The sequence below is a fragment of the Lachnoclostridium sp. An76 genome (genome assembly GCF_002161355.1).
In the GTDB taxonomy this organism is placed as follows: Bacteria; Bacillota; Clostridia; order Lachnospirales; family Lachnospiraceae; genus Mediterraneibacter; species Mediterraneibacter caccavium.
The window spans coordinates 83,907-109,715 of sequence record NZ_NFHL01000004.1 but is presented as its reverse complement, the minus strand read 5'-3'; the positions used below and the strand labels follow the sequence as shown (position 1 = coordinate 109,715).

The following is a 25,809-nucleotide window of genomic DNA, read 5'->3' as shown; positions in this document are numbered from 1 at the left end:
CTTTGCGTCTTTTGCTCACACAGCAAACTTGATGGGGATTTCGCTCCCCATACCCTCGACCAGCGCACATTTTCCTCATGTGCGGTTTTGGCTCCTATGTAAATAGTCGCAGCGTGGCTTATCAGCCACGGGGAAGGAAAGAAGAATATCTATGGCAAGACCAAAGAAAGAACAGTCGCTCCGCCGCTCCCACCCGGTTATGCTCCGTTTTACTGATACCGAGTATGAACGGCTCTCATTCCATGCAGAAGCTGCAAGACTTCCTCTAGCAGAATATATCCGCAGACAGGTTACGGGGAAAACAGTGAAAGTGAAATATGAGGTTGTGGCAGACTTGCCGGAACTAAAAAAGCTGATTGCAGAGTTTGGCAAGATCGGCAGTAACCTGAACCAGATTGCCCGTCACTTTAACAGCGGAGGCATCCATTCACAGGAAATGCGAAAGAAGATTGACCAGGGGATTTCAGATATTTATGAGATGAAGTACGAAGTTCTGAAAATAGCAGGAGACTTTCGCTCCCTCTCTCCGGGCGATACTGCTGTTCAGAAAGGAGACTCTTTACATGGCAATCCTGAAACATATCGCCAGTAAAAATGCGGATTACGGAGAAGCCCAGCGCTATCTTATGTTCCAGTATGACGAAGTTGCCATGAAGCCTGTCCTTGATGAAAACGGCAGGCTGATCCCCCGTGAAGAATATTATCTGGACGGCATGAACTGTGATCCTTTCACATTTGACATGGAATGTAAAGAGTTAAATGAACAGTACCGTAAAAATCAGACCTTTGATGAGATTAAATCCCATCATTATATTCTCAGCTTTGATCCGAAAGATGTATCCGAGAACGGACTGACCGGAGAGCGGGCGCAGCAGCTCGGCTTAGAGTATGCCAGGAAAAACTTTCCCGGCCATCAGGCTTTGGTCTGCACCCATACAGACGGCAATAATAAAAGCGGCAACATCCATGTGCATATCGTCATCAACAGCTTACGGAAACACGATGTGGAACGCCAGGATTTTATGGAGCGCCCATGTGACTCCCGTGCCGGATACAAACATCATCTCACCAAAGATTACCTTACTTATCTGAAACAGGATGTGATGGATCTGTGCCACCGGGAACAGCTCCACCAGGTGGATCTGCTCTCTCCGGCAGAAAAGAAAGTAACTGACCGGGAATATTACGCACGGCGCAGAGGGCAGAAAAAAATAGACGCATTGAATCAGAAGATGACTGCCGGAGGTATCACACCACGCAAAACGAAATTTGAGACGCAGAAAGATTTTCTCCGAAACGCCATTGATGAAGCCGCCGCATCCGTCCGCAGTCTGGAAGAATTTCAAAGGCAGCTTTCAGACAACTATCATATTTCACTCAAGATCAGCCGTGGGCGGTTCAGCTATCTCCATCCGGAGCGTGGGAAATATATTACGGGAAGGAACCTGGGAACCCATTATGAAAAAGAATATCTGCTGTCAGTCTTTCAGGAAAATACAAGATCTCGCAGCGACATTTCTTCCGATTTCTCCGCCTTTATATTCATCAAATCCGATCTCCGCCTGGTCAGAGATCTGCAGACGTGTGTGAAGGCCCAGGAAAGTCCGGCTTACGCACGGCGTGTTAAACTGACGAATTTACAGCAGATGGCTAAGACCGTTGCTTATATACAGGAGCATGGTTATGACTCGGAGGAAGCTCTGGCAGATGCTTTTTCTCAGGCCCAGGCCCAGACCTCTGACATGAGGAAAGCGCTCCGCTCTACAGAGAAGAAACTGAAAGAAGTAAATCAGCAGATCCACTACACAGGGCAGTATCTGGCGAATAAATCAGTGTATAAGCAGTATCTGGCATCCAGGAATAAAAAGCAGTTCCGTCAGGAACACGGAGCAGAAATCGCTCTCTATGAGACCGCCCGTAAATTCCTGAAGGACAGTGCCGGCGGCGGAAAGCTGCCTTCGATTAAGCTGCTGAAAGAGGAAAAAGCAAAGCTGACGGAGCTGAAAAACCGCCAGTATGAAACCTATCAGAACCTCCGAGGATATGAAAAAGAGCTAAAGACCGTCAAGACCAATGTGGAAATGATCCTGGGGAAAGGGCAGGACAGACAGGAGCCGGAGCGGGAGACCTCCCGTTCCTGACGCTGCTCACTCCGCTACATCATACACATCTGCAGACACCTTATCTCCCTCATGCTCTATCTCCACCCAATAATCCCGGATCAGGCAGCCCTTATGCCAGTCCTGGAGGGAATAGATTTCCAGAGTCTCAAAATCTATAAGGCAGAGGGGGATTGCTTCTTTCTTTTCATGCTTCCATTTGCGGAAGTCCAAAGACTCCGCTACTTTATCAAGGCAATTCTGGCAGAGATGGTTTTCCATAACTTCTGTTTTCAGCCGGAAGTCCTCCGGCAGAGTAACTTCGATGGAAGCCATTTTGCCGGAATAACTCCCCTCTGAGGAATAAGTGACCTCCCCGGTATTTCCGGAAGTAAAGGTTCTGTACCCCTGCTCCGTGGCAGGTATGCTCTCATCCCGGCTTTTAATATGAAATTCCAGGACATACCAATCATTCAGTGAGATTACCCCGATCCTGCCGGATTTGCGAAAGACATCCACCAGGCTGTGATCACTGCTCCCGCAAAGGTAACAGCTCCCTTTATCTTCCAGTGCGGAGGTTAATCCCTCAAATGTGACATCCTCCATCCCTCCGCTTCGCAGCCATTTTTCGTACAGTTCATCCTTGAAATACGCCCCGAAAATCAGCAATACCACGCAGATGACCGACAGCCAGAATACTGGCACCCGGATACGGTAATACTTCTTTCCCTCATACGTTTCCATCATGATCTCCTTTCCAAAATTTAGTGTACTTAAAACAAGTCTATTTTAAACATCATAACACTGTCTGTACTTAAAATGTACTTACTTTCATGAACTTATTTTGTACTTATATTCAACAGACAGGAGGCATTATGGAAAAAGATAAACATATCGGTTTACGCATTGACTCAGAAACGCATAAAAAGCTGAAAAGCCTTGCAGAATTTGACGGACGCTCCATGAATGGTGAAATCCTCTACCTGATCCGCCAGGCTATCGCCCAGCATGAACGTCAGAACGGAGAATTAAAATAATCAAATCTGCATTGCATTTTCCAGTCTTATCCTTAAAAGTGGACTCATTCTAGTCCCATTGTATCATTCCATGTCGATAAGATAAAGAAAAATCGGACTGATTTCAGTCCAATACAGGGAGTTTTATCGCATGGAACAGAAGATCAAGCAGATCGGCATTGATATTGGCGGGAATATCCGCCGTGTCAGAAAAGAAAAAGGGATCGGGCAGACAGAGCTTGTCCGGATGCTCCAGCTCCGGGGCGTGAACATGACACGGGAGACGCTGGTAAAAATCGAAAGAGGGATACAGCACATCACAGGGGCGCAGCTCCGTGGTATTCGGGACTGCCTGGGAACAAGTTATGATGAACTGCTGAAATAGATACCGCCCACGTCTGATACATCTGCATTTTTCATACTTGTTCCGCATATACTGGTATTGAACTGAATTTGCGGGATTGACTTTTTCGGCCAGTTTTGCTATATTTAGTTCAGTGATCGTACTGGAGAAACTTGCGAAGCCTCCAGTCCGGAAGGCTCCTGCGGGGGCCTTTCGTTATTTTACAGCAAAAGAGGTGGGGAAATGGCTAAGCCTTTTAAGACCTATGAAGACCTGCTTATATTTCTGCAGGATGAAAAAAATCTGATCATAGAAAATATGGATACGGCCAGACATATCCTGTTAAAGACAAGCTATTTTTCTCTTATCTCCGGATATAAAGATATTTTCAAAAACCCGACTACCGGGAATTATATAGACGGTACAACCTTTGAAGATATTTATCGTCTGTATCAGTTCGACAATGAACTGCGCAGCATTTTTCTGAAATATATGCTGATCGCTGAAAGAAGCGTAAAATCTTCCCTTGCCTATCACTTCTCGGACACCTATGGGGAAGATCAGAAAGAATATTTATCCACATCCCATTATATGCTGACCAGTTCAACAAAAAAAGGCGTCCAAAAACTCATTGGGATTTTTAATTACCAGCTTTCCCATAAAAGTGATCACGCATATATCGACCATTATAAAACAAAGCACCACAATGTACCGTTATGGATCATGGTTCAGGTATTGACTATCGGACAGCTTTCCCATATGTTTGATTATTTGAAAGCAGCCGTACCTATTAAAGTCTGTAATGACTTTGGCCATGTAGGGAGAAAGGATATGCACTCTTTTCTTTCAATCATGACAAAACACCGCAATGTATGCGCCCATGGAGAACGTTTTTTCAATTACACTACAAAAGACAGTATCACCGATACCATTATACATAAAAAGCTGCGTATCCCACAGGTAAACGGACGCTATCAAAAAGGTAAAAATGATATTTTCTCAGAAGTTATCATATTAAAATATTTTCTGGATGAAGAAGATTTCCGGAATTTTTACTACGAACTAAAACACTGTATTAAAAAACAAAATCCCGGAAACGACATTTTAGACCTGATGGGCTTTCCTGAGAACTGGATGGCGATACTAAGATTGAAATGCTGATTATACAAAAGCAGAGAGAAGAACGGCAACATCCTGCCAATCTTCCCTCTGCTTTTCATCTTCTAATGCCTCTTACGTTCCATATCCTCCTCCACCGCCATCTGCAGTACAGGCTTCCCGCTCTTTCTGGCAATCTCCGCCTGCTTCAGATGGAGACGATCCAGAACAGAGATACGCTCCCCGATCTTCCGTGGTTTTGATGGCAGGTTGTTCATGCGCCCGTCGATCATATTGTAGTTTTGTTCTTCTGCCATCTCTGCGCTCCGCAGATATTCCCCATTTTCATAGGCTTTCTGCCAGTTTTCCAGCGGCGGTTTTTCCTGTTTTTCCGGTACAGGCTTAACGCTTTGAGGATTCATATATTCCCGGATCTGCTGTTTAACGGCTTCGTCAAATCCATGGCGAACGTTATCCACGACCAGCTTCCCATCTGCGTCCAGCACCACATTAGCTGCCTCCGCCCCATATGTGGTATGCTCCATGAGAAAAAACTCCCGCCCGTCTATAATAATGCTGTCATAGGCCAGCCAGCTCCCGGCTTTCCCCTCGATATGGAAGTCCGTTGTCTCATAGGAGATCAGCGCCCCGGAAGAACCCAGGCGGATAAACCCGGCAAGCGTGACAAAGCCGTCCGGTTCCACATAATAAGAAGTGACCTCTCCTGCCTGATTCAGCACCAGCACGTCACTGACACTAACGGAATGGCCTTCAAATGACCGGGGCGGATGTTCACTTAACCGTTTCCGGATGTCTGTCGGCGTCTCTCCTTTTTTGATCCGCCCAAGATATTGCTGCTCATAATTCTCATACCGTACCGGGATTCCCTGCTCCCGCAGAACCGCATAAGAACGGAACCGGATCAGGCGGTTTTCCGGTGTTGGTTTCAGTTGGTAAAGCGCAAACTGATTGATCTCCATCATGTTTCCTCCACCGGTTCCTGCCGGTAATCTTCCAAATCCAGCCTGGAAAACTCATCATCTGATATATGTTCCATTTTCCCCAATGTGTTGTTAATCAGAGAGAGTATCTCTGCATCCTCTTTTACGAATGGGATCACTGCCCGGATCTCTCCCATGGTTTCCAGACGGCTCTCTTTCTGGAACATAGCCATAAGAAAATATTCATCTTCTTCAAATCTTATCTTCATAACTCTGGTTCTCCTTTCTTGCGCCCCTGTGATTTTTGTTCTGTTTTCTGTGCCTGGGCTTTCTGCTTTTCCTGCCGCTCACGGAGCGCCGCAAGAACTGACTGACGCACTCCGGTTGGCTTCTCCGCTTCCTGGCTCTGTATGGCCTGTGCCGGTTCGCCCTGTTCTTTCTTTCTGTCTGGCTGCTTTGGCTGTTCCACTTCTTCCCTCTGGTTGTCCTTTGCCAGCATTTCTTCCAACTCCGCCATCGCTTTCTGCACCAGGGGGCTGTCTTTGTAATGGGGAACCAGATCGATCAGCTCCTTTGAGATTTTTCCATGGCCCATCAGCTCATAATCCCCGTCATACATACTGCCGTCCTCCAGCCGGAAACCGATCCCTTTCCCTCCGTTGATCCGTTCTGCCGGAATTGCTTTATATCTTTCATAGGCTTCCTCCAGTGTCAGATTATCGTGGTATTCCCCCATCACTGGGAACTCCATACATTCAGCAGCATAAAAACTAATGGATGGTTCTTTCTGCTCCTGTTCCTGTGCTTTTGCCACATTTTCCAGAAATTCCTCCGCATTGACCACCTGATACCCCGCAAAGGTTCCTCCTGTCTCGCCGGAGAGAATATCTTCAATCGCCTCCTGTTCCGACACATCCGGATTGTCATAGATCCCCCCGTCAAGCGCCCGGTAATCCTTATTATAAAACGTATAATCATATCCCTCCGTTGCCGTCTGGATAAAGAAATACTGATTTTTAGGCTTTATCCAGTAAACTGTCTCCATATCCCGGTTATCCAGGTAATTCTGTGCCTGATTCATAGCGTCTGTCACTTCCGGATTTACCCATTTCCCACTAAGGGAAGCGCCCTCAACATCCTCCACACTTTCAATCCCGTTCTCGCATTTGAGCAGCGTCATCCTGGAAGTGACAGGCTCCCGGCTTTCCATTCCCAACTGTTTGTCCAGATGGTTTGGCAATCGGTGATACGCCTGGATCGCTTCATCCAGGTTTTCAAAATACTGATATTCCCGCTCCGCTTTCACTCCATAGGCGTCATTGACTACATAAAACTGTTTGATAAATGGCTCCGGCGTCTGTTCATATAAGTATTCCGTGATCGCTTCCATAGCGCCGGCATCAAATCCATGCTCCAGATCCTCCGCCACCAGCTTTCCGTCTGTGTTCACGATAATCCCCGCCACGGTGTTCCCATATTCATCATGTTCCATCCGGTAAAAAGTTTCTCCGGCGATTTCCTTTGCTTCCGCTGTGTGCCATGTTCCAAAATGGCCATCCACAAAAAGCCCCTTTGTCTCCGGGCCGATCTGTTCTGTCAATTTTCCTTTCTCCCGTCCATGCTCCCGCATTTCATTCCGGGCAAGGCCGATAAAACCGTCCAGGACTGCCGGATGGCTCGTCACTACATAATCCGCATTTAAATCCATACCCCGGCTGATATTCTCCGGAATTATGAAACCATCCGCCCATTCTTTTGTCTCTTTTGAAAAACGCCCGTCCGATTTAAGGTGCTGGACGGTACAGGCAAGCACAAACGATACCCGCTCAGAGCCGTATGCTTCCACCACGTCTGCCGCAGCGCCATGTGCCAGATGATACCCGTCAAAATGTCCGTCAATGGCAGCTTCAATCGCTTTCTTACAGTCCAGGTTCAGCTTCCGGGAATCCAGATAAGCGTCTGCGTTTCTATGTTCCACAGCGTAGGAAAGATCCGACAGGTAAAGCGGAGGATATTCTTTTTCTTCCAACTGGATTTCCTGCGCCTTTTTCCTCTGTTCTATGAATTCCGGCAGCTCCTGATACCCGAAACTGTCCACATAATGGGCGGTCAGCTCCCCGTCTTTTTTCAGGACGACCACATCACTCACCGACAGGGAATGTCCGGTATAGTCTGCCGGATGGTCTGTATTGAATTTTGTATATAAGGCTTCCAGGGTATCCCCTTTCTGCAGTTCATCTCCGTAAACGAACTGATAGTCTGCGCCGTCCACAGTGATGCCCTGTTCCTGCAGGTAAGCCATTCCCATAAAACGGTAATCCGTCCCGTCCCTGTCCGCACGGAGCTGATAAACCCCATATCTATCCTGTTCACTCTGGAAAAGCGCTGTTTCCTGATGGCGCTGGGCTTCCCGCCGGATTTCCTGCATACGCTCTACCATCTGATCAATAAACTCTCCGGAAACTCTGCGGATCGTATCCATAGAAGTACGAAGCTCTTTCATATCTTTATCGCTGCTCCATCCGGCAATATAGGGGAAAGAATAATCGGACGTATCCAGGCCGAAATACTGGCAGACTGTATAAGCCACGCTTTCCGCTTCTACTTCCCTTGTCAGCTTATCTTTTTCCTCGCCCATTTCCTCCATAACGTCCCTGTCATGGAGCTTTGCATGAGTAACCTCATGGATACCGGTTTTCATGGTCTGGCTTTCGCTCATGCCATTCTGGATCACAATTTCCTTGTCTGTATTGCTGTAATACCCTTTTGCTCCGCTCTCAATTTCATCAAAGCGGATTGGAACCGGAGAAACATCCCGGATTGCCTGCATAAATAATTCATAATTCTCTACACTTCCCATCAGTTCCGGTGTTTCCAGTTCCGGCAATGGTTCTCCCTCCGTCTGGGATACGTCAAAGACCGTAGTAATCCGGAAACGTGGAATGGTATACTCCACTTCTTCCATCTCCGGTGTACCATCCGGCTTCAATACCGGCTCCATCGTTGCAGGATCTATCTTCTCAACTTCTTCTTTTGTCCGGATCGGAGCCGGAGCAATAATCTGTATCCCCTTTTCCCCACGCTTTACCTGACGGTGAAATTTTTTCTGCCACGCCTGATAACCAGCCACCAGGCTTGCGTCCGGTTTCTGCATATGGATCAGAAGCGTATTATTAAAGCTGTAGCTGTGGAATTGGGACATGGTTTTCAGATATTCTGTATACATTTCTGACGTGAAAATATCCTTGACTCCCTGTTCCAGACGCTCCATAATCTCTTTCATTTTCTTGTTTCTGTCTTTTTCAGTCATATCTGTCTCCCTCTATTCCAATAGACTTGTATCCAGGTAATCAAATTCCAGTTGCCGTTTACAAATCCCCTGGCAGAGATAACAGCTCTGGAATGGAACCCTTGCGTTTTTTCTTTGATTGTCTGTACCATAATTCACTCTGGGACTTAGCCAAAGCAACTCTATGCGCTGCTGTCGAAACATTTCAAATCTATCCTTTTGATCAAAAATCCCCTGGAAGTTGATCAGCATAGCAAAAGGAATCTGCAGTTCAAATAACCGCTGAAATACTTCCCCTTTCCGACTGTATGGAGGATTGCTGACGATATAATCACAAGAGGGTACTGGAAAATCAAAAAAATCCTGTCCCGTCTGGATATGCCCATAAACCACATGGAAACCATGCCCCTGAAACACTTTCACATATTGGCTGTCGCTCTTATCAAAGGGACACCATATAGATGAATTCTTTTTCAGACGTTTCAGAATTGGATATACCGCATAAGCCGGTGTACGGTACTCGTCATTTTTATTAAAGTTGTATTGTATCTGTGACATTTACATTCCTTTCTTCTAGCAAAAAATCCCGCCAGATTTCTGACGGGATTTCTATATAAATCAAAGTTCCACCGCTTGTTTCCGCACAGCCGAAGGATGGCTGCCCCTCTGTTCCGCAATCCGGATTTTCGCATTTTCCAGTTTTTCCAGTACAGACGGCCTGCGGGCGCTGTCCGCAACAACTGATTCATCCGCTGCTCTCCCGGCATAATTCACCGGACTTCCCACCTGATCTGCCGCCTCTCCCACGTCCTCTGCGCCAAGTGCTTCAGATGGGCCTTTTTCATCCATATTCAAAAGAGCGTTCAATTCTGCCAGACGCTCAGACTTTTCCGCCAGTTCCTGCTCTTTTTCAAATGGTTTTGCCACCTCTTCTTTCGCTGTCTCTAACTGCTGCTGTAAGGTTTCCAGTTTCTGCTGTGTCTCTGTCACTTTCTTTTCAATGCCGGACAGCGCATTGCTGATCCTCTGCAGATTCCCCAGGGCGTCCTTTCCGATCTCAATCTTATAGCTGCACTGGCGTTTCATCGTCACCATATATTTCTGGTTGAAGCTATCAAACTCTGCACTCATCTGGAAACCGTAAAATTCCCCGACCTGCCCGGAGGTTTTCACCGCCTTTAATCCAGCGCAGGCGGCGATCAGCGCTGTTCCCGCCTCTTTCCTGTCTGTGTATTCTCTGCCGCCGATGTTCATGGAAAACTCGTCCTTTTCTTTGCCTTTTTCCAGGATCGGCTTTACCGCCTGGAAGTCTGATTTCAGCCCCTCCAGACGTTCTTTTGCCGCTGTGATCTGCATGGGATAGTTTTTCGCAATATCCGTCTCCAGACGATACTTCTGGCTGGTGTGGTTGGCCTTCATCAGTTTCAGCTTGCTCACCTGGATGTCCAGATCCATCTTTTCCTTGATATACGGATTCCCCGTGGCAAGAGCCTTGATCTCCGCATAGGACAGCGCCGCATCATCCACATCCTCACAGGCACGGACAGGGCTTTTTGAAGTCATGATCTGGCTGATAAATTTCTGCTTATTCTCCAAAATCTGCCACATGTATGCGTCAAAGGTATTTTCCGTCACATACCGGAAGATCTTCACTTTCTTATTCTGGTTTCCCTGCCGGAGAATACGCCCCTCCTGCTGTTCCAGGTCTGCCGGCTTCCACGGGCAGTCCAGATGGTGCAGGGCGATCAGCCTGTCCTGAATGTTGGTTCCCGCACCCAGCTTTGGCGTGGAACCAAGGAGGATACGCACTTTTCCGGAACGTACCTTTGCGAACAGTTCTGCCTTCTTTGTCTCCGTCCCGGCTTCGTGGATAAAAGCGATCTCCTCCCTGGGGATTCCTTTTGCCACCAACTTTTCCCTCACGTCATCATATACATTAAAAGAGCCATCATTTTTCGGCGTGGAAAGGTCACAGAAGATAAGCTGTGTGGAGCGGTTCTGCGCTGTCTCCTGCCAGATGTCAAAGGCATTTTTTACACAGCGGTTCACCTTGCTGTCCGGGTAGTCTGGGAGCATATCGTTGATGAGCCGCTGATCCAGGGCGCATTTCCGGCCGTCATTGGTGATTTTCAGCATATTGTCCTCACGAGGTTCCACAGCGCCGGCCCGCACCATTTCTGCCCGCTCTGCAAAAGTGCTGACAAGCTCCTGCTGTTCTTCGCTGGGTTTCAGCACATCATTAATATACTCCGCTTCCGGTACAGGGAGGTTCAGCATATCCGCTGTCTGAATGTCTGCTGATTCTTTAAACAGAGAAATCAGTTCCGGAAGATTAAAAAAACGAGCGAACCGTGTTTTTGCACGGTAGCCCGTTCCTTCCGGCGACAACTCTATCGCCGTCACTGTCTCCCCAAAGGCTGCGGCCCAGGAATCAAAATGCCCCAACCCCATCTCCTGGAGACTATCGTATTGTAAGTACCGCATAATGGTGTAAAGCTCATAAGGTAGGAAACGCCACGCCATACTTCCTTTCGTCCGTGGTCTTGGCGTAACCCCCTCCAGAACCGTGCTTACACCTCTCGATGTACACGGCTCGCCATCTTTCATAGTTTAAGTGATTTTGTCTTTGCTTCTTCGTAGCATTTCGGGCAGAGAGCCAATGACTTCCGCCTTTTCAGTAACATCAGTTCATCAAATTCATTATCAGCGTTCAAATCTTTTAAGCGCTTTACATGGTGCATATACACTTTCACGGGGTTTGCTCCGCACATCTCGCATTGTCCGCTTTTTAAACGTCCTGCAAGACTATTCGGTTTTATCTGCCCTCTGTATTTCGGCATAATGTCTACAAATTCAGGTGCGATATTGTTATTACGCCTAAATCCTTCATTGTAAAACTCACACCGCTTTGTTCCACTCTTGGTTTTGTAATCTGCGCCAAAGTCGCCCTTTACGCTACGGTATTTCTTATACATCTTCATAACAGAAGAATTATATTTTGCCGCCAACGTCTTTAAACAGCTTCCACGCATGATAGAATGAAATTTCCCCAGATTGCATACATTGATTGCTAACCTGTAATAATTGTACAATCCTCTGATTTCAGAATTATATTTACTGATGATTGCCACATCGTCTAATGGCATAAGCGCCCCTCTGTGGAGTGGCTTCCAAATCTCTTTGCCGTTTTCGTCTTTTTTGATTTTAAACGCACCGTATTCGTGCAGTTTCGCAATCCATTTTTCTTTCGGCATATATAACTGCACTTTTCCATACCACACCCGTTGCAGACCTTTTTTCGTCCGCTTTGTGTCCTGACTTCTTGATATTCTTATGTCGTATCCAAGATACCGCACCTTTTCAGAGGAATGGGTAACGTGAGTTTTCTCCTCCGACATTGTGAGATTTAGCTTGTCTTTTAGAAATATCTTTACCTGTTCCTTGATATTTTCAGCATCCTGCTTTGAACCTGTTATTGAAATCAGGAAATCGTCAGCGTAACGGTTGTATTGAAGTCTTTTGTAATTCTCATCCATCTCGTCTAAATGTGGTGTGGACAACATCACTTTCCTTGCTTCTTTAAATGCTGCTAGGTTTGCTTCTGTGCGCTCTATTTCCAGATTTTTCTGCGCTTTCCGATAAGCCCAGCGTACCTTATCATGGTCTTTGTGGACTTTACGGCTTCTTGTATCGCCTTTGTCAAAACTCTTTTTCATCCTTGCCATGAACTCATCAAGTTCATTCAGATAGATGTTGGCAAGTATCGGACTGACACCGGAGCCTTGTGGACTGCCGGAGTACGTTTCATGGTATGTCCACTGTTCCATATATCCTGCCCTTAGAAACTTCCACATCAGCGATATGAACGCTTCATCTTTTATGCGCTTTCTCAAAAGCTGTATTGTGATATGGTGGTCGAAGCTGTCAAAACAAGCCTTAATGTCTCCTTCGATTATCCACTTTGCACCAGTGAACAGCGTTACGATTTCTTTTAACGCTGTGTGGCAACTTCTTTTCGGTCTGAAACCATGTGAATTATCAGAGAATGTCGGCTCATAGATTGCTTCAAGTATCATACGGACAACTTCCTGTAACAGTTTATCGTCCGTTGACGGAATCCCCAATGGGCGCTTTTTACTGCTGTTTTTCTTCGCAATATAAACACGCCTTGCAGGGTTCGGCTGGTATGAGTGGTCTCTCAGCTTCTGAATGAGCTTTTCAATGCGCTCCATGCTCATACCGTCAAGAGTGAATCCGTCTGCACCTGCCGTCATGCTCCCCTGAGAGGTCGCAATATTCTGGTATGCAAGCAGATAGAACTCTGGGTTGTACAGGTTACGGTATAATCTCTCGTACCTGTACTCTTTGTTTTTTGCTTTTTCACTTAAACTTTTCAATACATTTTCGGGACTTCTCATAATGCCTCACGCACCTTTCCTTATTATTTGTATTGAAGAAAGACTGTCTCCCTTCGCCATGTGGACGGCTTTCCCGTCCTCGGACTACTACGGAGACTCTGTTGCCATAGTAAATATTCAGAGTCACTTTTCTCATAGCACTCATAGCCGATTTTCGGCATTTTACCTTAGGCAATCCCCGTTTAGAACTGTAATAACATAAGCCTGTTATGATTTCGGATGTGACGTTCGTCGTTTTCCATTATCCTATGGCTGATTTACTCTGGGTATCTTGTGGATACGCATGGCCGACTCATATCCACCAGAGTACATGCGAGTATAACTTCCTTACGCATGGAGCAACATTTTGCCCAATCTCCGACTGTCATTCAGGCAGTTTAGCTTTCATCCTTATTCATAACTTTTCGCCACTACCACGCAAACACTTTGGAAGTTTCCGTGTTTCGTGCCCTCCGACATGCTACACTCCCCATCGGGTTTCCCCTTTTGGATAAGTCGGGTGACGATAGGGTGCGGATTATTCCGCTTTGATACCTTGCCCTATTACTTGCTCAAGGTAAGATTATTACAGCCCCTTACGGGCGCACCACCATACTGTTGGAGACGGGTGTACCCGTGGCAAAAGTCACGCCACGCCCGCCGGTGATCTCATCTAAATACTGGCACTTTGCGAACATATCGGAACTTTTCTGTGCGTCCGTCTGTGCAATCCCCGCAATGTTCCTCATTTTGGTATAGAGGAAAAGATTTTTATAAAAATGACTTTCATCCACAAACAGCCGGTCTACGCCAAGCTGCTCAAAGGTCACCACATCATCTTTCCTGGTCTGGTCATTGAGGCGCTCCAGTTTCGTCTCCAGATTCTTCCTTGTCTTTTCCATCTGCTTTACGGTATAGTGTGTACCTTCCTGCTCCGCCGCTTCCTCAATCGCCATCGTAATCTCATCAATCTGTTTTTCAATGGACATAGCCTGCCGTTCTCTTGACAGGGGAATCCGTTCAAACTGACTGTGTCCGATGATAATAGCATCATAGTCGCCGGTAGCAATCCTGGAACAGAACTTCTTCCGGTTGGCAGGCTCAAAATCTTTTTTTGTCGCCACAAGCACGTTGGCATTCGGGTAAAGCCGCAGGAAATCGCTGCCCCACTGCTCTGTCAGATGGTTCGGCACTACATACAGGTTCTTCTGCGACAGCCCAAGCTGTTTGCTCTCCATGCCGGCGGCAATCATCTGGAAGGTCTTGCCTGCACCCACGCAATGAGCAAGCAGGGTATTATGCCCGTAAAGGATATGGGCAACGGCGTTCTTCTGATGCGGCATCAGTGTAATTTCCGGTGTCATTCCCACGAACTGGATATGACTGCCGTCATATTCACGAGGCCGGATACTATTGAAAAGCTCATTATATTTCCTGCAGAGCGTCTCACGCCTGTCCATATCCCGGAAGATCCACTCCTTAAATTCCTCCCGGATGATCTCCTGCTTCTGCTGTGCCAGCATGGTTTCCTTTTTGTTCAGGACTCGCTTTTCGTGTCCGTCTTCCTCCACCGTGTCATAGATTTTTGTGTCACGCAGATTTAAGGCATCTTCCAGAAGCCGGTAGGCATTTGCCCGCTGTGTTCCGTAAGTGGCAGTCACACGGGGATTCCGGTAATCTGCATTTTTCCCGCTCACATTCCACTGTCCGTTGACCGGGGCATACCGCACTTCGATCTGCCGGCCAAGCAGATAATCCGGCGTACCAAATGTCTCCCCCATAAACTGTGTGATATACTCCGGCTCGATCCATGTAGCGCCCAGGCGCACCTCAATCTCTGACGCATCCAGGTTTTTCGGCTGCACCCGTTCCAATGCTTGCACATTAATCTCATACTCCGGATGATTTTCTGCTAAGGTTTTCGCTGTTGCCAGCTTCTCCCGCACATTGCCGGACAGATATTCGTCCGAGGTTTCCCAGCTTTCCGTCACCGGGTTTTTAAAGATGACTCCGGCCAGTTCTTCCGTCACTTCATCCTCTGTTTTCCCGGACAGTTCCGCCATAAAAGGAACATCTACTTTGGCACGTTCCCCGATAGACACGGCTAAGGCTTCACTGGCGGTATCCACGGAAGTCACTGCCTCTGGCTTCCGGATCGTCCGTTTGGTGAAAATATCTGCTTTCCGTTTCAGGTTCCCACTTTCATCCAGGATTTCTAATGAGGAAAGCAGGCAATAGCTGCTGTCCTGGGAAAATGCCCGCTTGTTGGCATTGCTGCTGATCAGGCCATATCTTCCGGTGAAACGGTCATAGGTCTGGTTCAGTTTTTCCTGCAGACTGTGTATCTTGTCATCACTTGCATCCTCCAACTGGCTCTGCAGAAGCTCCTGCGTCAGGTCACGCAGCTCGATCATCCCCAGGACACGCTCGGTTGTCATGGCAGGCAGTTCCATCCGGTTCATCCTGGAATTTTCCCGGTAGTACACAGCGCCGTCCACGTTGGCAAAACTGAAATTTTTAATGGACGGATCTGCCGGTATGGAAGTGTCGATCTCTTCTAAATCAGAATCCTCCAGCTCTATCTCTGTGATCGTGCCGTGGATATGGCTGACCGCCTCCTTTAACTGCTCCGCCAGGTCAGCACCCTCAATAGGCTGACAGATAAGCTGTGGCCCGTAAGGGCCGGAGACAATCTTCTGCTCTCCCAGCACCATCTCCGGATGATTCTGAAAATAGCGGTTGACGGTGACAAAGTTATGGGAGGTTTCCCCCCTTTCATTGGCATACTCCTGGCGCAGAAGTTCATCCGTCTGTACCCACTCCGGCAGTTCCTTTCCAAGTATCCGGGGAGCGTCCAGTTTCTGCAGGAACAGAATATCCGTATTCATCTTTGTACCGGCATTGGCCTGGAACGCATTGTTCGGAAGGCGAATCGCCCCAAGCAGCTCACACCTCTGTGCGATGTATTCCCTGGCTTTGGCATCCTGCTTGTCCATCGTGCCGCCGCTGATCCCGTTGGATGTTACAAATGCGATCACTCCTCCGGGCCGCACCTTATCAATGGTCTTTGCGATAAAGTAATCATGGACGAAAAATTTTTGCCGGTCATAACGCCGATCTGACAGCTTATAGCCTCCAAATGGAATATTCCCTACTGCCACATCAAAGAAGCCGTCCGGGAACTCCGTTTTTTCAAATCCGCTGATGGTAATATCCGCTTCCGGATATAGGAGCTTTGCGATCCTGCCGGATATACTGTCCAGCTCCACGCCGTACATGCTCAGCCCGTCCATGCCCTCCGGCACAAGGCCCAAAAAATTTCCAATCCCGCAGGACGGCTCCAAAACATTCCCTTTCTCCAGCCCCATATTTTCCAGTGCTTCATACATGGCTTTAATCACCACCGGCGGCGTATAAAATGCGTTCAGGGTAGATTCCCGTGCCGCCTTGTATTCATCCGGATCAAGTTCCGTATATAATTCGATAAACTCGTCCGACCAGGCTTCATTTCGTTCCTCAAACGCTTCCTGCAGGCCGCCCCAGCCTACATACCGGGATAAAACGGCTTGTTCTTCCGGCGTGGCGGTTGTCTGCCCTTCCTGTTCGATCTGGTGGAGCAGACGGATTGCATCCATATTGGCACGGAATTTTTCTTTTGCGCTCCCGGTTCCCAGAGCATCATCTGTGATACGGAAATTGACCGCCTTTTCCTGCCGTCCTGTTGCCAGAGCCGACTCCCTTTCCACTGGCTCTAATGGGATATGGTAATACTGGCGGATGGTGTTGATGGTGTCCAGGGACATCACCTCTGTAGTAAGATGTTCCAGTTCCCTCTTTACAGCCGCCTGGTTATCTGCCTCCAGACGCTCCAGTACGTCAAGAATCAACTGCATCTGTTTCGGGGAAAACTCCGGGTTTAAAACCGGCGTCACATCCTGTCCCTTTTCAGCGGCAGCATAGATTACGTCCACCTGCTCCGGGGAAAGCACATCAAAAGATACCCCCGCTTTCTCCAGAGTTTCCGTGATCTGTTCCTCAATGGCAGTATAAACGGCATCCTGTTCTTCTTCCGTCAATATTTTCTCTGACTCTGTTACCGTTTCTGGAATTGTCTCCGCTTCTTCTGTCTGTTCTGCTGTAATCTCCTGTGGCTCTTCTTCCAGAACACTTTCTCCCATAAAATCAAAAAGAGACAACTGCTGTCCTGTTGCCTCCACTTCTATGTTTTGCTTCTGATTCGGGAAAATCGTGTAGGTTCCGTCAATATAATCGTGAATCACTGAGAGAGTTTCCGCCCTTTCGTCATACTCCGGGAAGTCCAAAGGTAAGGCAGCAAGGGCGGCGTCCATCTGTGACGCCAGTTCTTCTGCGGTATCCGGTTCTTCCAGAAGTTCCGGCAGACGTTTTATTGCATCCTCATTCAGAAGATCTTCCTGAAATGGCCGTTCAATCTCTTCCGGCATACGGGAATAAAAACGGATGATCCTCCTGGCCAGAACTTCCCGCTCATATGCCGGCATACGGGAATAATCCCCGACTTTCAGGTACATTCCCTGATCTATGAGCTGTTGGACACGCTTTGCTGCCTGGTGCCATTTCAAAAGTTCTGTAGCTTCCGGTTCTAAATAGTCGCCCCTGCAAAGTTTAATTCCTTTCCCGTCATAGTCCGCATGGGAATCATCTGCCCCGCTCAACGCATGGCTGCACCCGCCGATCCCATAACTTGATTTCAGAAAATCTGCCTTTTCTTTACTGGACTTATCCTGTATAAAAAAAGCATAGGTCGAAAGCCGCCCGTCAGAATACGGCCCGCCTCTGGTCAGGAAAGCATCAATTTCATCCTGGGTAATAAAAATTTCATGTTCCTTCCACTGAAAACCTTCTCTTGACTGGTAAGGAACCGCTTCCTTTGCGAACTTCTGAAATTGCGCTGCCATTTTGTCCGGGCGGTAATGGTGAAATCTCATTAATTCTTTGTCTGTTTCATAGGCTTCTGCCAGTCCTGCCAGACGCTCATTCAGATCCGCCAGATACTCCGGCTGTACGATCAGCTTTTCAATACAATCTGTCTTTTCAGGATAACCATATCCAAATTGGTGTTCTGTTCCAAAAACAATCTCCGCCACACCTTCCGCCATATCCCCGTGCATAAAAGCAAGCGCCTGTGCATGTTCTTTTACGGCATTTTCTCTCGCCGCATCCAGAACTGCCTGTGGAGCGTATTCCCCCTGCTTCAAAAGCTGATGAATCCTCCCGCTCACATCCTCCCAGGACAGAAAGGTTTTATCCAGAATCCTGTCATGTACGGTATGCCCCACAGCAATCTGCATCCCCAGCTCGTCATACCAGACAGAATACTCTTTCCCACTGATCACAAGTCCGATACCGCCCGTGCCATACTCCCGCCGCACAAAATCCGTGTATTCCTCCGGCGTCTGTTCCATCATGAAATTGTAGATGATCCGCAGATGGCTTCTGTCCTTGTTGCCGCCTTTTCTCAGGACTTCATCTATCACATCTGCCGGAATGGCTGTCTCCCCGGAATACAAAGCTGCCTGCCGCTCCTCAATGGAGCGGATCTGCTGCTCCACCGTGGGTAATTCGGGCAAAGATAAAGCAGAGGCGGTTTCTTCCTCTGCTTCACTTAAATCCTGTTCTGTTGTTTCTTCGCTTAGCTGTATACCAATTCCGTCAGCACGGTTTCCTCCGCCATCTGTGTCAGGCTGTTCATGTGTGCCGTCCACGCCATCTGATCCGTCTCTTTGTCCGGTGCCGGATATGTCGTAAGAAGTCCGTCCAGAAAAATCTCCATCCTCCCCTGCGCCGCTTTCTCGATCTCTGCCAGGTGGCTGTCCAGGTTCCCGCTGATCAGCAGGCTCTGATACAGGTTCTTCTTGTGTTCTTTCAGGTATGTCCTCCGCAGCATCCCGTATTTCCCGATGGTCTGCGGTTCTTCCGTCAACGTCAGGTTCGGAAACAGGTAATCGCCCTTGCGGTGATAGGTCAGTTCCATTTGATTTCCCTCCTTCATCATTTTCACTTTCACGAATTAACGTGTTAAATTCATTATAAGGTACTTCCTGCTTTTTTGCAACCGTTTTCTCTGGATTTTCCTGGGTATTTTCTTTCTGCCACGCTTCCCGCTCAGCTTGCCGGATCGTGCGCCCAATGTCCCGGAGTACCGGCTCCACAAGCTGGCTATTGGCATTTCCCAAAAATGCCAGAACGGACAGGTCATGGTAATCTGTAATCCCAAAAAAGTCCGCTTCCTCTAGGTATTCCATCGGCTCTAACCCGCACCGACGTGCCAGAGTGTAAAAAGCGCTGTTCGCCAGGAGGGTACGGAACTCCACCCGGATCGTGTCCTCGTCCAGTCCTTCCAGAAATGTGCCGGGGACGGCATACTCCATCCCGTCTATTGCTTCCTCTAAACTGTCTGTCGCCATTTCCTCCGCAATCTGCCGCAGCGCAGAGGGCAGGTCAGAAGTCACTTCCCCATTTAGTCCATAAGTATCCGTCAAATGGCGCAAAATCATTTCCTGCTGTTCTTCTTTCAGCCGCCACAGGTACGGCATCCTTCCTCCCTTTACCGGATGGGTGTCTGATACATCAAACACATACCGCAGCATACGTCTCGGTCCAGTATCGTCAATCAGGGCAATTCCTTTCGCTCCCCGGTTCACCCACCGGCGCATCTTCTCATTCCAGACTTCCAGTTCTGCACAGGCCGTAGCGTTCGGGCGCTGTGCATGGATCAGGAGTGTATCAGAGAATGGATAGCGGTACAGCCTGGAAGCTGTGTCCAGATACCGCATCCAGTCCCGTGGGGAACCGCTGACGTCTTTCGCCGTCTCCTGTGCCAGGAAACGGATGTCATTGATCTTTGCCATATAAATCCTCCTACGTTATTTTTTCTTCCCTTTCTTTTTCGGAAATTCAAGTCGGAAGCTGGCCTTTCCTTCTTCTGTATCCAGGCACAGATAAGCCGCAAACGTAGCTCCCTTTTTCTGCGAATACAAATCTGGCACAAACGTCTGCCCGTCTTTTAAAAGCTCCGCCGCCATCTTTTTATCAATTACTTTCTTCATCCCGGACAGATACCGGTTCTCTTTCCAGAGGGCAAACCCGCACTCCCGGTTCCCGCAGAAAAAGTTCCGCTTACTCTCATAGACCGGGCTTCCACACACCGGACAGGTTCCAATGCTCTCTCTGGAATAAAAACGGTTCTGTTCTTCCACAGATATTTCCCCGCACTCCAACAGCATCCGATCGATCAGCTCCATGATCCCCTCCAGAAAATCTGTGCTTCCAAGCTCCCCTTTCTCCATCTGGAGCAGACGGTTCTCCCACTCAGCGGTCATGGCCGCTGACCGCAGATACTCCGGCAGAACCGAAATCAAGTCAGCTCCATCCTGGGTAGCCAGAATCTGTTTCCCTTTCCTTGCAGCATAGCCGGAGGAAACCAGCTTTTCAATGATAGACGCCCTGGTGGCCGGTGTGCCTAGTCCTTTTTTCTCTGTCTCCTCGTCAAATTCCTGATTGCCGGCAGTTTCCATTGCCGATAGCAGGGTGTCCTCACTGTATGGCTTCGGCGGCGTTGTGTAATGCTCCGATATACCGGCTGTAACCGGGTGGAAGGTCTGCCCTTCTGCCACGACAGGGATGGTGCGCTCCTCCCCGTCTTTCCGGTTTTTTGTGCCTAAACGTTCACGAAACGCCGCTTCTACTGCTTTCCATCCCATTTCCTGAACAGCTTTCCCTTTTGCCTGAAAGGTTTCCCCTGCACAAGATACCCGGACTTCCGTCTCCTGAAACACATGCTTCTGCGCCCCGGCGCAAAGCAGCCGGACGCTGATCAACTGCAGGATGTCCTGCTCTCCTTTGGACAGCTCCTGCAGATCACAGTCCTTTAACTCTGCTGTGGGGATAATCGCATGGTGATCCGAGACTTTGCTGTTATCCATAGTACGCTTTATATCCGGTTCCTGCGGATATACCGAGGAAAAGCCATATTTTTCACATGCCATCGCAATCGCCTGCTGTGCGGTCTGCTCCATATCTTCCGTCAGGTACTGGCTGTCCGTCCGGGGATACGTGACCAGCTTTTTTTCATAAAGGCTCTGGGTAAAATCCAGCGTCTCCTTTGCCGTGTAGCCAAAATAACGGTTGCTTTCCCTCTGGAGCGTGGTCAGGTCATACAGTTTCGGGGGATGGACAGCCTTTTCCACAGATGAGCAGGATTCCACTGTGGCAGTCCCGCCCTCACAGGCTTCCTTTATCCGCTGTGCTTCCCCTGCGTCAAACAGCTTTTCTTTTACAACCTCCAGGCCATCGCAATCCAGATGAAGATTATAGTATTTCTCTTTCTGGAAATGGGAAATCTGTTCTCCCCGTTCCACCAGCATTGCCAGCGTGGGCGTCTGTACCCGTCCCACCACCAGGCGCTTAAAATATTTTGTGGTAAAAGCCCTTGTAGCGTTCATCCCGATAAGCCAGTCCGCTTTCGCCCTGCAGACAGCCGCTTCATAGAGGTTCTGGTACTCTGCGCCCTCCTTTAAACAGTCAAATCCCTCCCGGATAGCGGTATCTTCCATAGAACTGATCCAGATCCGCTTGATAGGGAGACGGCTTCCGGATAATTCATAGACACGGCGGAAGATCAGCTCTCCCTCCCGCCCGGCGTCACAGCCGTTGACCACATAATCCACATCTTTCCGGTTCAGCAGTTTTTTTAACACAGCAAACTGCGCCTTTTTATCTTTCGCCACAGCCAGCCGCCATTCTTCCGGCAGGATTGGGAGATCTTCAAACTCCCACTTTTGGTATTTTTCATCATATTCCTCCGGCGGCACATACTCTGCCAGATGGCCCAGGCACCAGCTCACCAGCCATCCGTTTCCTTCCAGATAGCCGTCCTGCCGCTTCTTCGCCCCCAACACTTTTGCATACGCTTGAGCCACGCTGGGCTTTTCCCCTAAGACTAAATACATCCAATACTCCTTTCCGGCTTTACGCCTATATGAGAGAAGGCAGCCGTTTTTCCCGGCTGCCCCTTTTCCTCTGCTTTTTGCTCTGATTGCCTTATGCTTCTTCATCTTCTCCGTCCGCAGGTTCTTCATCCTCTGCCGGATCCTCGTTGACGTAAGCGCCGCCGTCGTAGAACTCCAAGTCCTCACCCTCCTCCTGGGCTTCTTCTTTCTTCGGCTTCACGACTTTAAAATAATAGCCGGCTCCGATCCCGCCTGCCGCCAGAAGTCCAATGGCTAGGAACGCCCCTGTGTTCATGCCGCCGTCCTCCTCCGGCTGTACCGTCTCCAGCTCTGTTTCTTCCGGCACCACGATTGTCTCTGTCTCCGGAATCACAACCTGCGGTGTCTCCTCCGTCTGTGTCTCATCCATAAACTCGGCCAGGTCATTCTCGTCGATCATGGAAAGCATATACACATTCTCTGTATTACTGGAACGGTCTAACACCAGAAAAAACGTATTCCCATTTTTCGTCTGGATCGTCAGAAACTCTTTTGTCCCATCATCCGTCTTATCATCCAGTACCTCCCCGTTTCCAGGAATGGAAAAAGACGTTCCCTCTCCCCCTGACGCTTCCTCCTGAGCAGCCGTTTCCGTCTCCCCGGCGCTTTCTATCTGCTCCGGGATCACCGTCTGCGTCTCTCCTGCCGCAGTCTCCCCGGCTGTTTCTGTCTGTCCCATATCTCCGGTATAGGCAAAGGCAGGCATGGCGGTGGAGGAGAATACCCCCGCCGCCACAGCCAGCGCCATCAGCCATTTTTTAAGTTTCCTCATTGTCTCTAACCTCACCTTCCTGCGCCCTCTCCTGCGCTTTTTCTGTTTTTTCTGCCTGTTCCATGCTGCTTTTTTCTGTTTCTTCCCGCTCCGGGATGGGAATGGATATCGATCCGCTCTGAATCCCCTCCAGAAGCTCCAACATCCTGTAGCTGTCCAGCTTCATAGACCGGATGGTTTTCACGATCTCCTGATTTTCAAGCTGTTCCGCCAACAGTTTCAGTTCTTTTAAATGTTCCTGCCACTCGGCAATCTTCTTTTCCGTTCTCTGGATTTCATCCAGAACCCGGTGCAGCTTCCGGTTCATATTGCTCACCTTCTTTCTTATCCGTGGATACGCCCAAATGCCAGGAAATGCTCCTGCCAGTAAGAGGACGCAATGCTTGTATACTGAATGGGATTTCCACAATGGATCATCATATTGTCACCCACATAGATCCCCACATGGCTCGCCCCTGCCGTATCGTAGGTTCCCTGGAAGAAAATCAGATCCCCAGGCTTTGCTTCAGACGGGGAAATTCTGGAACAGTATCCCATCAATCCGTCCGTGGTCTGCCTGCCGATATTCCAGCCATTGCCGCAGTTATTGATCACCCAGCTTACAAAGCCGGAACAGTCAAAACTGGTAGACGGGGAACTGCCGCCCCAAACATAGGGATACCCCAGGTATTTCTCCGCTTCATGGATCATGTTTGCGAACCTCTGATCTGTCAGGGCTTCCGCCGGGATCTCATAGCCAAAGTCACCGCCGCCACCCGGAAGGGTTTCCGTATCAAACAGATAATCCCGGTTCCCGTATGTACTGTTATAAAGGTCATAGCGTCCTTCTTCGTTCTCGTCCATCAGTTCCCGCAGCACAGCGTCCAGACCGTGATTGGTCAGCGTCACGTCCAACCGGTTCACTTCCTGTGTCGTGGTCACTTCCACTTCCTGGCTGCCATTGTCATCCGCAAGATAGGCTTCCCAGGTCTGGTGTCCGTGGGCGGATGCGGCGGCATGGTCGCTGTAATACACGTCAAACTGCACCCCGTACCGGGCAAAGGCTCCCGTATCTTCCACCACATACTCCACGCCGTTCATGATGACTTTCGTGCCAATCGGCACAAAGGGATTGCTGGCGTCCACGGCGATAGTGTGGTTAGCCGTAGGATAGACGCCGCTTGCCGTAGGGCCTCCGGCCCACTGCCCGCAGCAGATGGAACAACTGCAATAGCCGCTGGTCACCACCTGTCCCAGGGATTCCCCTACCCGCACCATCTTTGTCTCTGTCACGGTTTCTCTTGTGCTTTCCGTGGTAATGCTGTACTGGCGCTGAAAGATCTCCTCAATCTCATCTTTCACCTGTTCATAGGTAAATTCCCCATACTTTGCAGAAAAATAAGAGATCAGGTGGTACGGATTGTGAGAAATCTCGTCAATCTGATAGCGGTACTCGTCATAACCGGGATGCCGGCTCTCCATGCTGTTGATCTGCTCGTTCAGTGCCGCTTCCAGTTCTAAATATGCATCTTCCACCGCATAAATATTCTCATCCGTGCTGGCATAGGTTGTGCTGGCAATGGTGGATGCCGCTCCGCCCTGGATGGAAGCGCCGCAGCTTGCCATAAGGGAAGCGATCATCACAAAAAACAGCCCGGCAGCTACTACTGCTCCGATGATCCCCTTGCTTCTTCCAAGGATAGCAGAAGCCATGCTTTTTGCTTTCGATGCAATGGTCTGTGTGGCTTTTGCGGTTCCTGCCGCTGTTTTTTCTCCTTTTCTTGCTGCCTGGTATGCTTTCTGATACTGGCGTTTCTGCCAGAGCTTTTGCAGGATTCCCTTTTTTTCCCGCTCTGCACCTCTTGCCGCCTTTTCAGCGGTTTTTCCTCCGGCTTCCTGTGCTGTCTCATATAAAAAACGGCCTTTTCCTCCCTCAAGGGAAGCGGATTCCTGCAGACGGACGTTTCTCTTATGCAGGCCACGGCTTGTCCGGTGCATGGCATACCGGAGGGTGCTTTCCGCCGTCAATTCTGTGCGGTGCGCTCCCTCTACCGCAGTATTTTCCTGCTCCGCTTCGTGGGTTTTCCCGTGGACGTAAACAGCGGCGGAACCTGCCGCCGCTGAAACTGCCTTTTTTGAAATTCCCATACCTGCTCCCCGCACCATGCCGCTCTCCTCATCCCCAAAGGATAAACGTCCCGCCTTTTTCTGTTCTTTCCGGATCTGCTCCCGTTTGGTTTTCCCTTTGATGTCCTCCCGGAAGTCCTCCATCGTGGCGGCATTCTCCGGCTTTCCTCTCTCTTTCCTGGCGTACTCCTGCACCAGCTTTTTCTTCCGCAGATGGGAGGTTTCCGCCACTGATTCCAGAAACGCAGAAGTCCCGGACGGATGGCCACGGATATTGCCGGAGCGGAAGGACTGTTCCCGGACACCCGTATGACCGAAAAGATCGGTTTCCTGTTCTCCGTCAGGCTCCGGGCTATTCGTCCTATCCGCTGCCATAAGACCGCCGGACGGCCCGTCAAAATCTTCTCTGGATGAAACCTCTGCTTTCAGACTGCCGGAATCAGAAAGATCCTCCCCTTGCTTCACCTTCGGTTGTTCCTTTGGTTTCTGCTGCCTTTTTCTATTCTCGGACTGTTGATCCGGATCTCTTTCTGACCGGGAGAAGAAAACATCTTCTGCCTGCTTTGTCAGTACCCTTTCCTCCCGTTCCCTCTGGCTGACACGGACAGTCTCACCGCTGTGCAGGTTTTCCTCCGTCAGCCCGTCCCGGTTCATCTTGCGGACAGTTTTATCCCTGGCTTTGTATTCCTGATCCTGCACGTCTTATCACCTTCTCCCGT

16 protein-coding genes and 1 pseudogene are annotated in these 25,809 nt (G+C 49.0%); 5 read left to right on the top strand and 12 right to left on the bottom strand.

Annotated elements, in window-relative coordinates; all coding sequences use genetic code 11:
* Positions 1-151 precede the first annotated feature (151 nt).
* Positions 152-592, top strand: a complete 441-nt coding sequence (locus B5G27_RS08995) for a plasmid mobilization protein (protein WP_087178577.1) — start codon at positions 152-154, stop codon at positions 590-592.
* Positions 564-2,141, top strand: a complete 1,578-nt coding sequence (locus B5G27_RS08990) for a relaxase/mobilization nuclease domain-containing protein (protein WP_087178576.1) — start codon at positions 564-566, stop codon at positions 2,139-2,141. The genes B5G27_RS08995 and B5G27_RS08990 overlap by 29 nt, the downstream gene beginning before the upstream one ends.
* Positions 2,142-2,147: 6 nt before the next feature.
* Here the strand turns inward: B5G27_RS08990 and B5G27_RS08985 are convergent, their stop codons facing one another.
* Entirely contained in the window at positions 2,148-2,846 is a 699-nt protein-coding gene (locus B5G27_RS08985; protein ID WP_087178575.1) for a hypothetical protein, read from the bottom strand.
* A 128-nt stretch (positions 2,847-2,974) separates the two neighbouring features.
* Here B5G27_RS08985 and B5G27_RS08980 point away from each other — a divergent pair, with 128 nt between their 5' ends.
* The 3 genes from B5G27_RS08980 (at position 2,975) to B5G27_RS08970 (ending at position 4,619) form a co-directional block, all read left to right on the top strand.
* On the top strand, positions 2,975-3,136 hold the full coding sequence (locus B5G27_RS08980; protein WP_087178574.1) for an Arc family DNA-binding protein: 162 nt from the start codon (positions 2,975-2,977) through the stop codon (positions 3,134-3,136).
* A 130-nt stretch (positions 3,137-3,266) separates the two neighbouring features.
* A complete protein-coding gene (locus B5G27_RS08975) occupies positions 3,267-3,500 on the top strand; it encodes a helix-turn-helix domain-containing protein (RefSeq protein WP_087178573.1) in 234 nt (77 codons plus the stop codon).
* A gap of 201 nt (positions 3,501-3,701) precedes the next feature.
* Positions 3,702-4,619, top strand: coding sequence for an Abi family protein (locus B5G27_RS08970; RefSeq protein ID WP_087178572.1), 918 nt, complete (start codon positions 3,702-3,704; stop codon positions 4,617-4,619).
* 62 nt (positions 4,620-4,681) lie between these two features.
* Here the strand turns inward: B5G27_RS08970 and B5G27_RS08965 are convergent, their stop codons facing one another.
* The 11 genes and pseudogenes from B5G27_RS08965 to B5G27_RS08905 form a co-directional block, all read right to left on the bottom strand.
* Positions 4,682-5,539, bottom strand: coding sequence for a YodL domain-containing protein (locus B5G27_RS08965; RefSeq protein ID WP_242958280.1), 858 nt, complete (start codon positions 5,537-5,539; stop codon positions 4,682-4,684).
* On the bottom strand, positions 5,536-5,766 hold the full coding sequence (locus tag B5G27_RS08960) for a transposon-transfer assisting family protein (protein ID WP_087178570.1): 231 nt from the start codon (positions 5,764-5,766) through the stop codon (positions 5,536-5,538). The genes B5G27_RS08965 and B5G27_RS08960 overlap by 4 nt, the downstream gene beginning before the upstream one ends.
* Positions 5,763-8,807, bottom strand: a complete 3,045-nt coding sequence (locus B5G27_RS08955) for a DUF3849 domain-containing protein (RefSeq protein WP_087178569.1) — start codon at positions 8,805-8,807, stop codon at positions 5,763-5,765. Before B5G27_RS08955 ends, B5G27_RS08960 begins: the two co-directional genes overlap by 4 nt.
* Positions 8,808-8,819: 12 nt before the next feature.
* On the bottom strand, positions 8,820-9,344 hold the full coding sequence (locus B5G27_RS08950; protein ID WP_087178568.1) for a sugar-phospahte nucleotidyltransferase: 525 nt from the start codon (positions 9,342-9,344) through the stop codon (positions 8,820-8,822).
* Between the two features lie 60 nt (positions 9,345-9,404).
* Positions 9,405-11,285 (bottom strand): annotated as a pseudogene (locus B5G27_RS08945) (helicase-related protein); the annotation flags it as partial.
* 104 nt (positions 11,286-11,389) lie between these two features.
* On the bottom strand, positions 11,390-13,204 hold the full coding sequence (locus B5G27_RS08940; RefSeq protein WP_002576337.1) for a reverse transcriptase/maturase family protein: 1,815 nt from the start codon (positions 13,202-13,204) through the stop codon (positions 11,390-11,392).
* Between the two features lie 575 nt (positions 13,205-13,779).
* Positions 13,780-20,073 carry a DEAD/DEAH box helicase family protein gene (locus tag B5G27_RS17065; RefSeq protein ID WP_143449674.1) on the bottom strand — a complete coding sequence of 2,098 codons (6,294 nt, stop codon included), beginning with the start codon at positions 20,071-20,073 and terminating at the stop codon, positions 13,780-13,782.
* Between the two features lie 15 nt (positions 20,074-20,088).
* The gene (locus B5G27_RS08920; RefSeq protein WP_087178726.1) at positions 20,089-22,173 is read right to left on the bottom strand and encodes a type IA DNA topoisomerase; all 2,085 of its coding nucleotides are present in this window, start codon (positions 22,171-22,173) and stop codon (positions 20,089-20,091) included.
* A 91-nt stretch (positions 22,174-22,264) separates the two neighbouring features.
* The gene (locus B5G27_RS08915) at positions 22,265-22,984 is read right to left on the bottom strand and encodes a CD1107 family mobile element protein (protein WP_087178566.1); all 720 of its coding nucleotides are present in this window, start codon (positions 22,982-22,984) and stop codon (positions 22,265-22,267) included.
* Entirely contained in the window at positions 22,971-23,291 is a 321-nt protein-coding gene (locus tag B5G27_RS08910) for a DUF4315 family protein (protein WP_087178565.1), read from the bottom strand. The genes B5G27_RS08915 and B5G27_RS08910 overlap by 14 nt, the downstream gene beginning before the upstream one ends.
* 17 nt (positions 23,292-23,308) lie before the next feature.
* Entirely contained in the window at positions 23,309-25,789 is a 2,481-nt protein-coding gene (locus B5G27_RS08905) for a C40 family peptidase (RefSeq protein ID WP_087178564.1), read from the bottom strand.
* Positions 25,790-25,809: the final 20 nt, after the last annotated feature.

Excerpts from the sequence above, each read along its gene's own strand:
- B5G27_RS08940 (WP_002576337.1), bottom strand. The coding sequence starts at position 13,204 with ATGAGAAGTCCCGAAAATGTATTGAAAAGTTTAAGTGAAAAAGCAAAA.
- B5G27_RS08950 (WP_087178568.1), bottom strand. The coding sequence starts at position 9,344 with ATGTCACAGATACAATACAACTTTAATAAAAATGACGAGTACCGTACA.
- B5G27_RS08980 (WP_087178574.1), top strand. The coding sequence starts at position 2,975 with ATGGAAAAAGATAAACATATCGGTTTACGCATTGACTCAGAAACGCAT.
- B5G27_RS08985 (WP_087178575.1), bottom strand. The coding sequence starts at position 2,846 with ATGATGGAAACGTATGAGGGAAAGAAGTATTACCGTATCCGGGTGCCA.
- B5G27_RS08965 (WP_242958280.1), bottom strand. The coding sequence starts at position 5,539 with ATGATGGAGATCAATCAGTTTGCGCTTTACCAACTGAAACCAACACCG.
- B5G27_RS08910 (WP_087178565.1), bottom strand. The coding sequence starts at position 23,291 with ATGAACCGGAAGCTGCACCGGGTTCTGGATGAAATCCAGAGAACGGAA.
- B5G27_RS17065 (WP_143449674.1), bottom strand. The coding sequence starts at position 20,073 with ATGGCAAAGATCAATGACATCCGTTTCCTGGCACAGGAGACGGCGAAA.
- B5G27_RS08995 (WP_087178577.1), top strand. The coding sequence starts at position 152 with ATGGCAAGACCAAAGAAAGAACAGTCGCTCCGCCGCTCCCACCCGGTT.
- B5G27_RS08970 (WP_087178572.1), top strand. The coding sequence starts at position 3,702 with ATGGCTAAGCCTTTTAAGACCTATGAAGACCTGCTTATATTTCTGCAG.
- B5G27_RS08955 (WP_087178569.1), bottom strand. The coding sequence starts at position 8,807 with ATGACTGAAAAAGACAGAAACAAGAAAATGAAAGAGATTATGGAGCGT.
- B5G27_RS08920 (WP_087178726.1), bottom strand. The coding sequence starts at position 22,173 with ATGTATTTAGTCTTAGGGGAAAAGCCCAGCGTGGCTCAAGCGTATGCA.
- B5G27_RS08975 (WP_087178573.1), top strand. The coding sequence starts at position 3,267 with ATGGAACAGAAGATCAAGCAGATCGGCATTGATATTGGCGGGAATATC.
- B5G27_RS08960 (WP_087178570.1), bottom strand. The coding sequence starts at position 5,766 with ATGAAGATAAGATTTGAAGAAGATGAATATTTTCTTATGGCTATGTTC.
- B5G27_RS08915 (WP_087178566.1), bottom strand. The coding sequence starts at position 22,984 with ATGAGGAAACTTAAAAAATGGCTGATGGCGCTGGCTGTGGCGGCGGGG.
- B5G27_RS08990 (WP_087178576.1), top strand. The coding sequence starts at position 564 with ATGGCAATCCTGAAACATATCGCCAGTAAAAATGCGGATTACGGAGAA.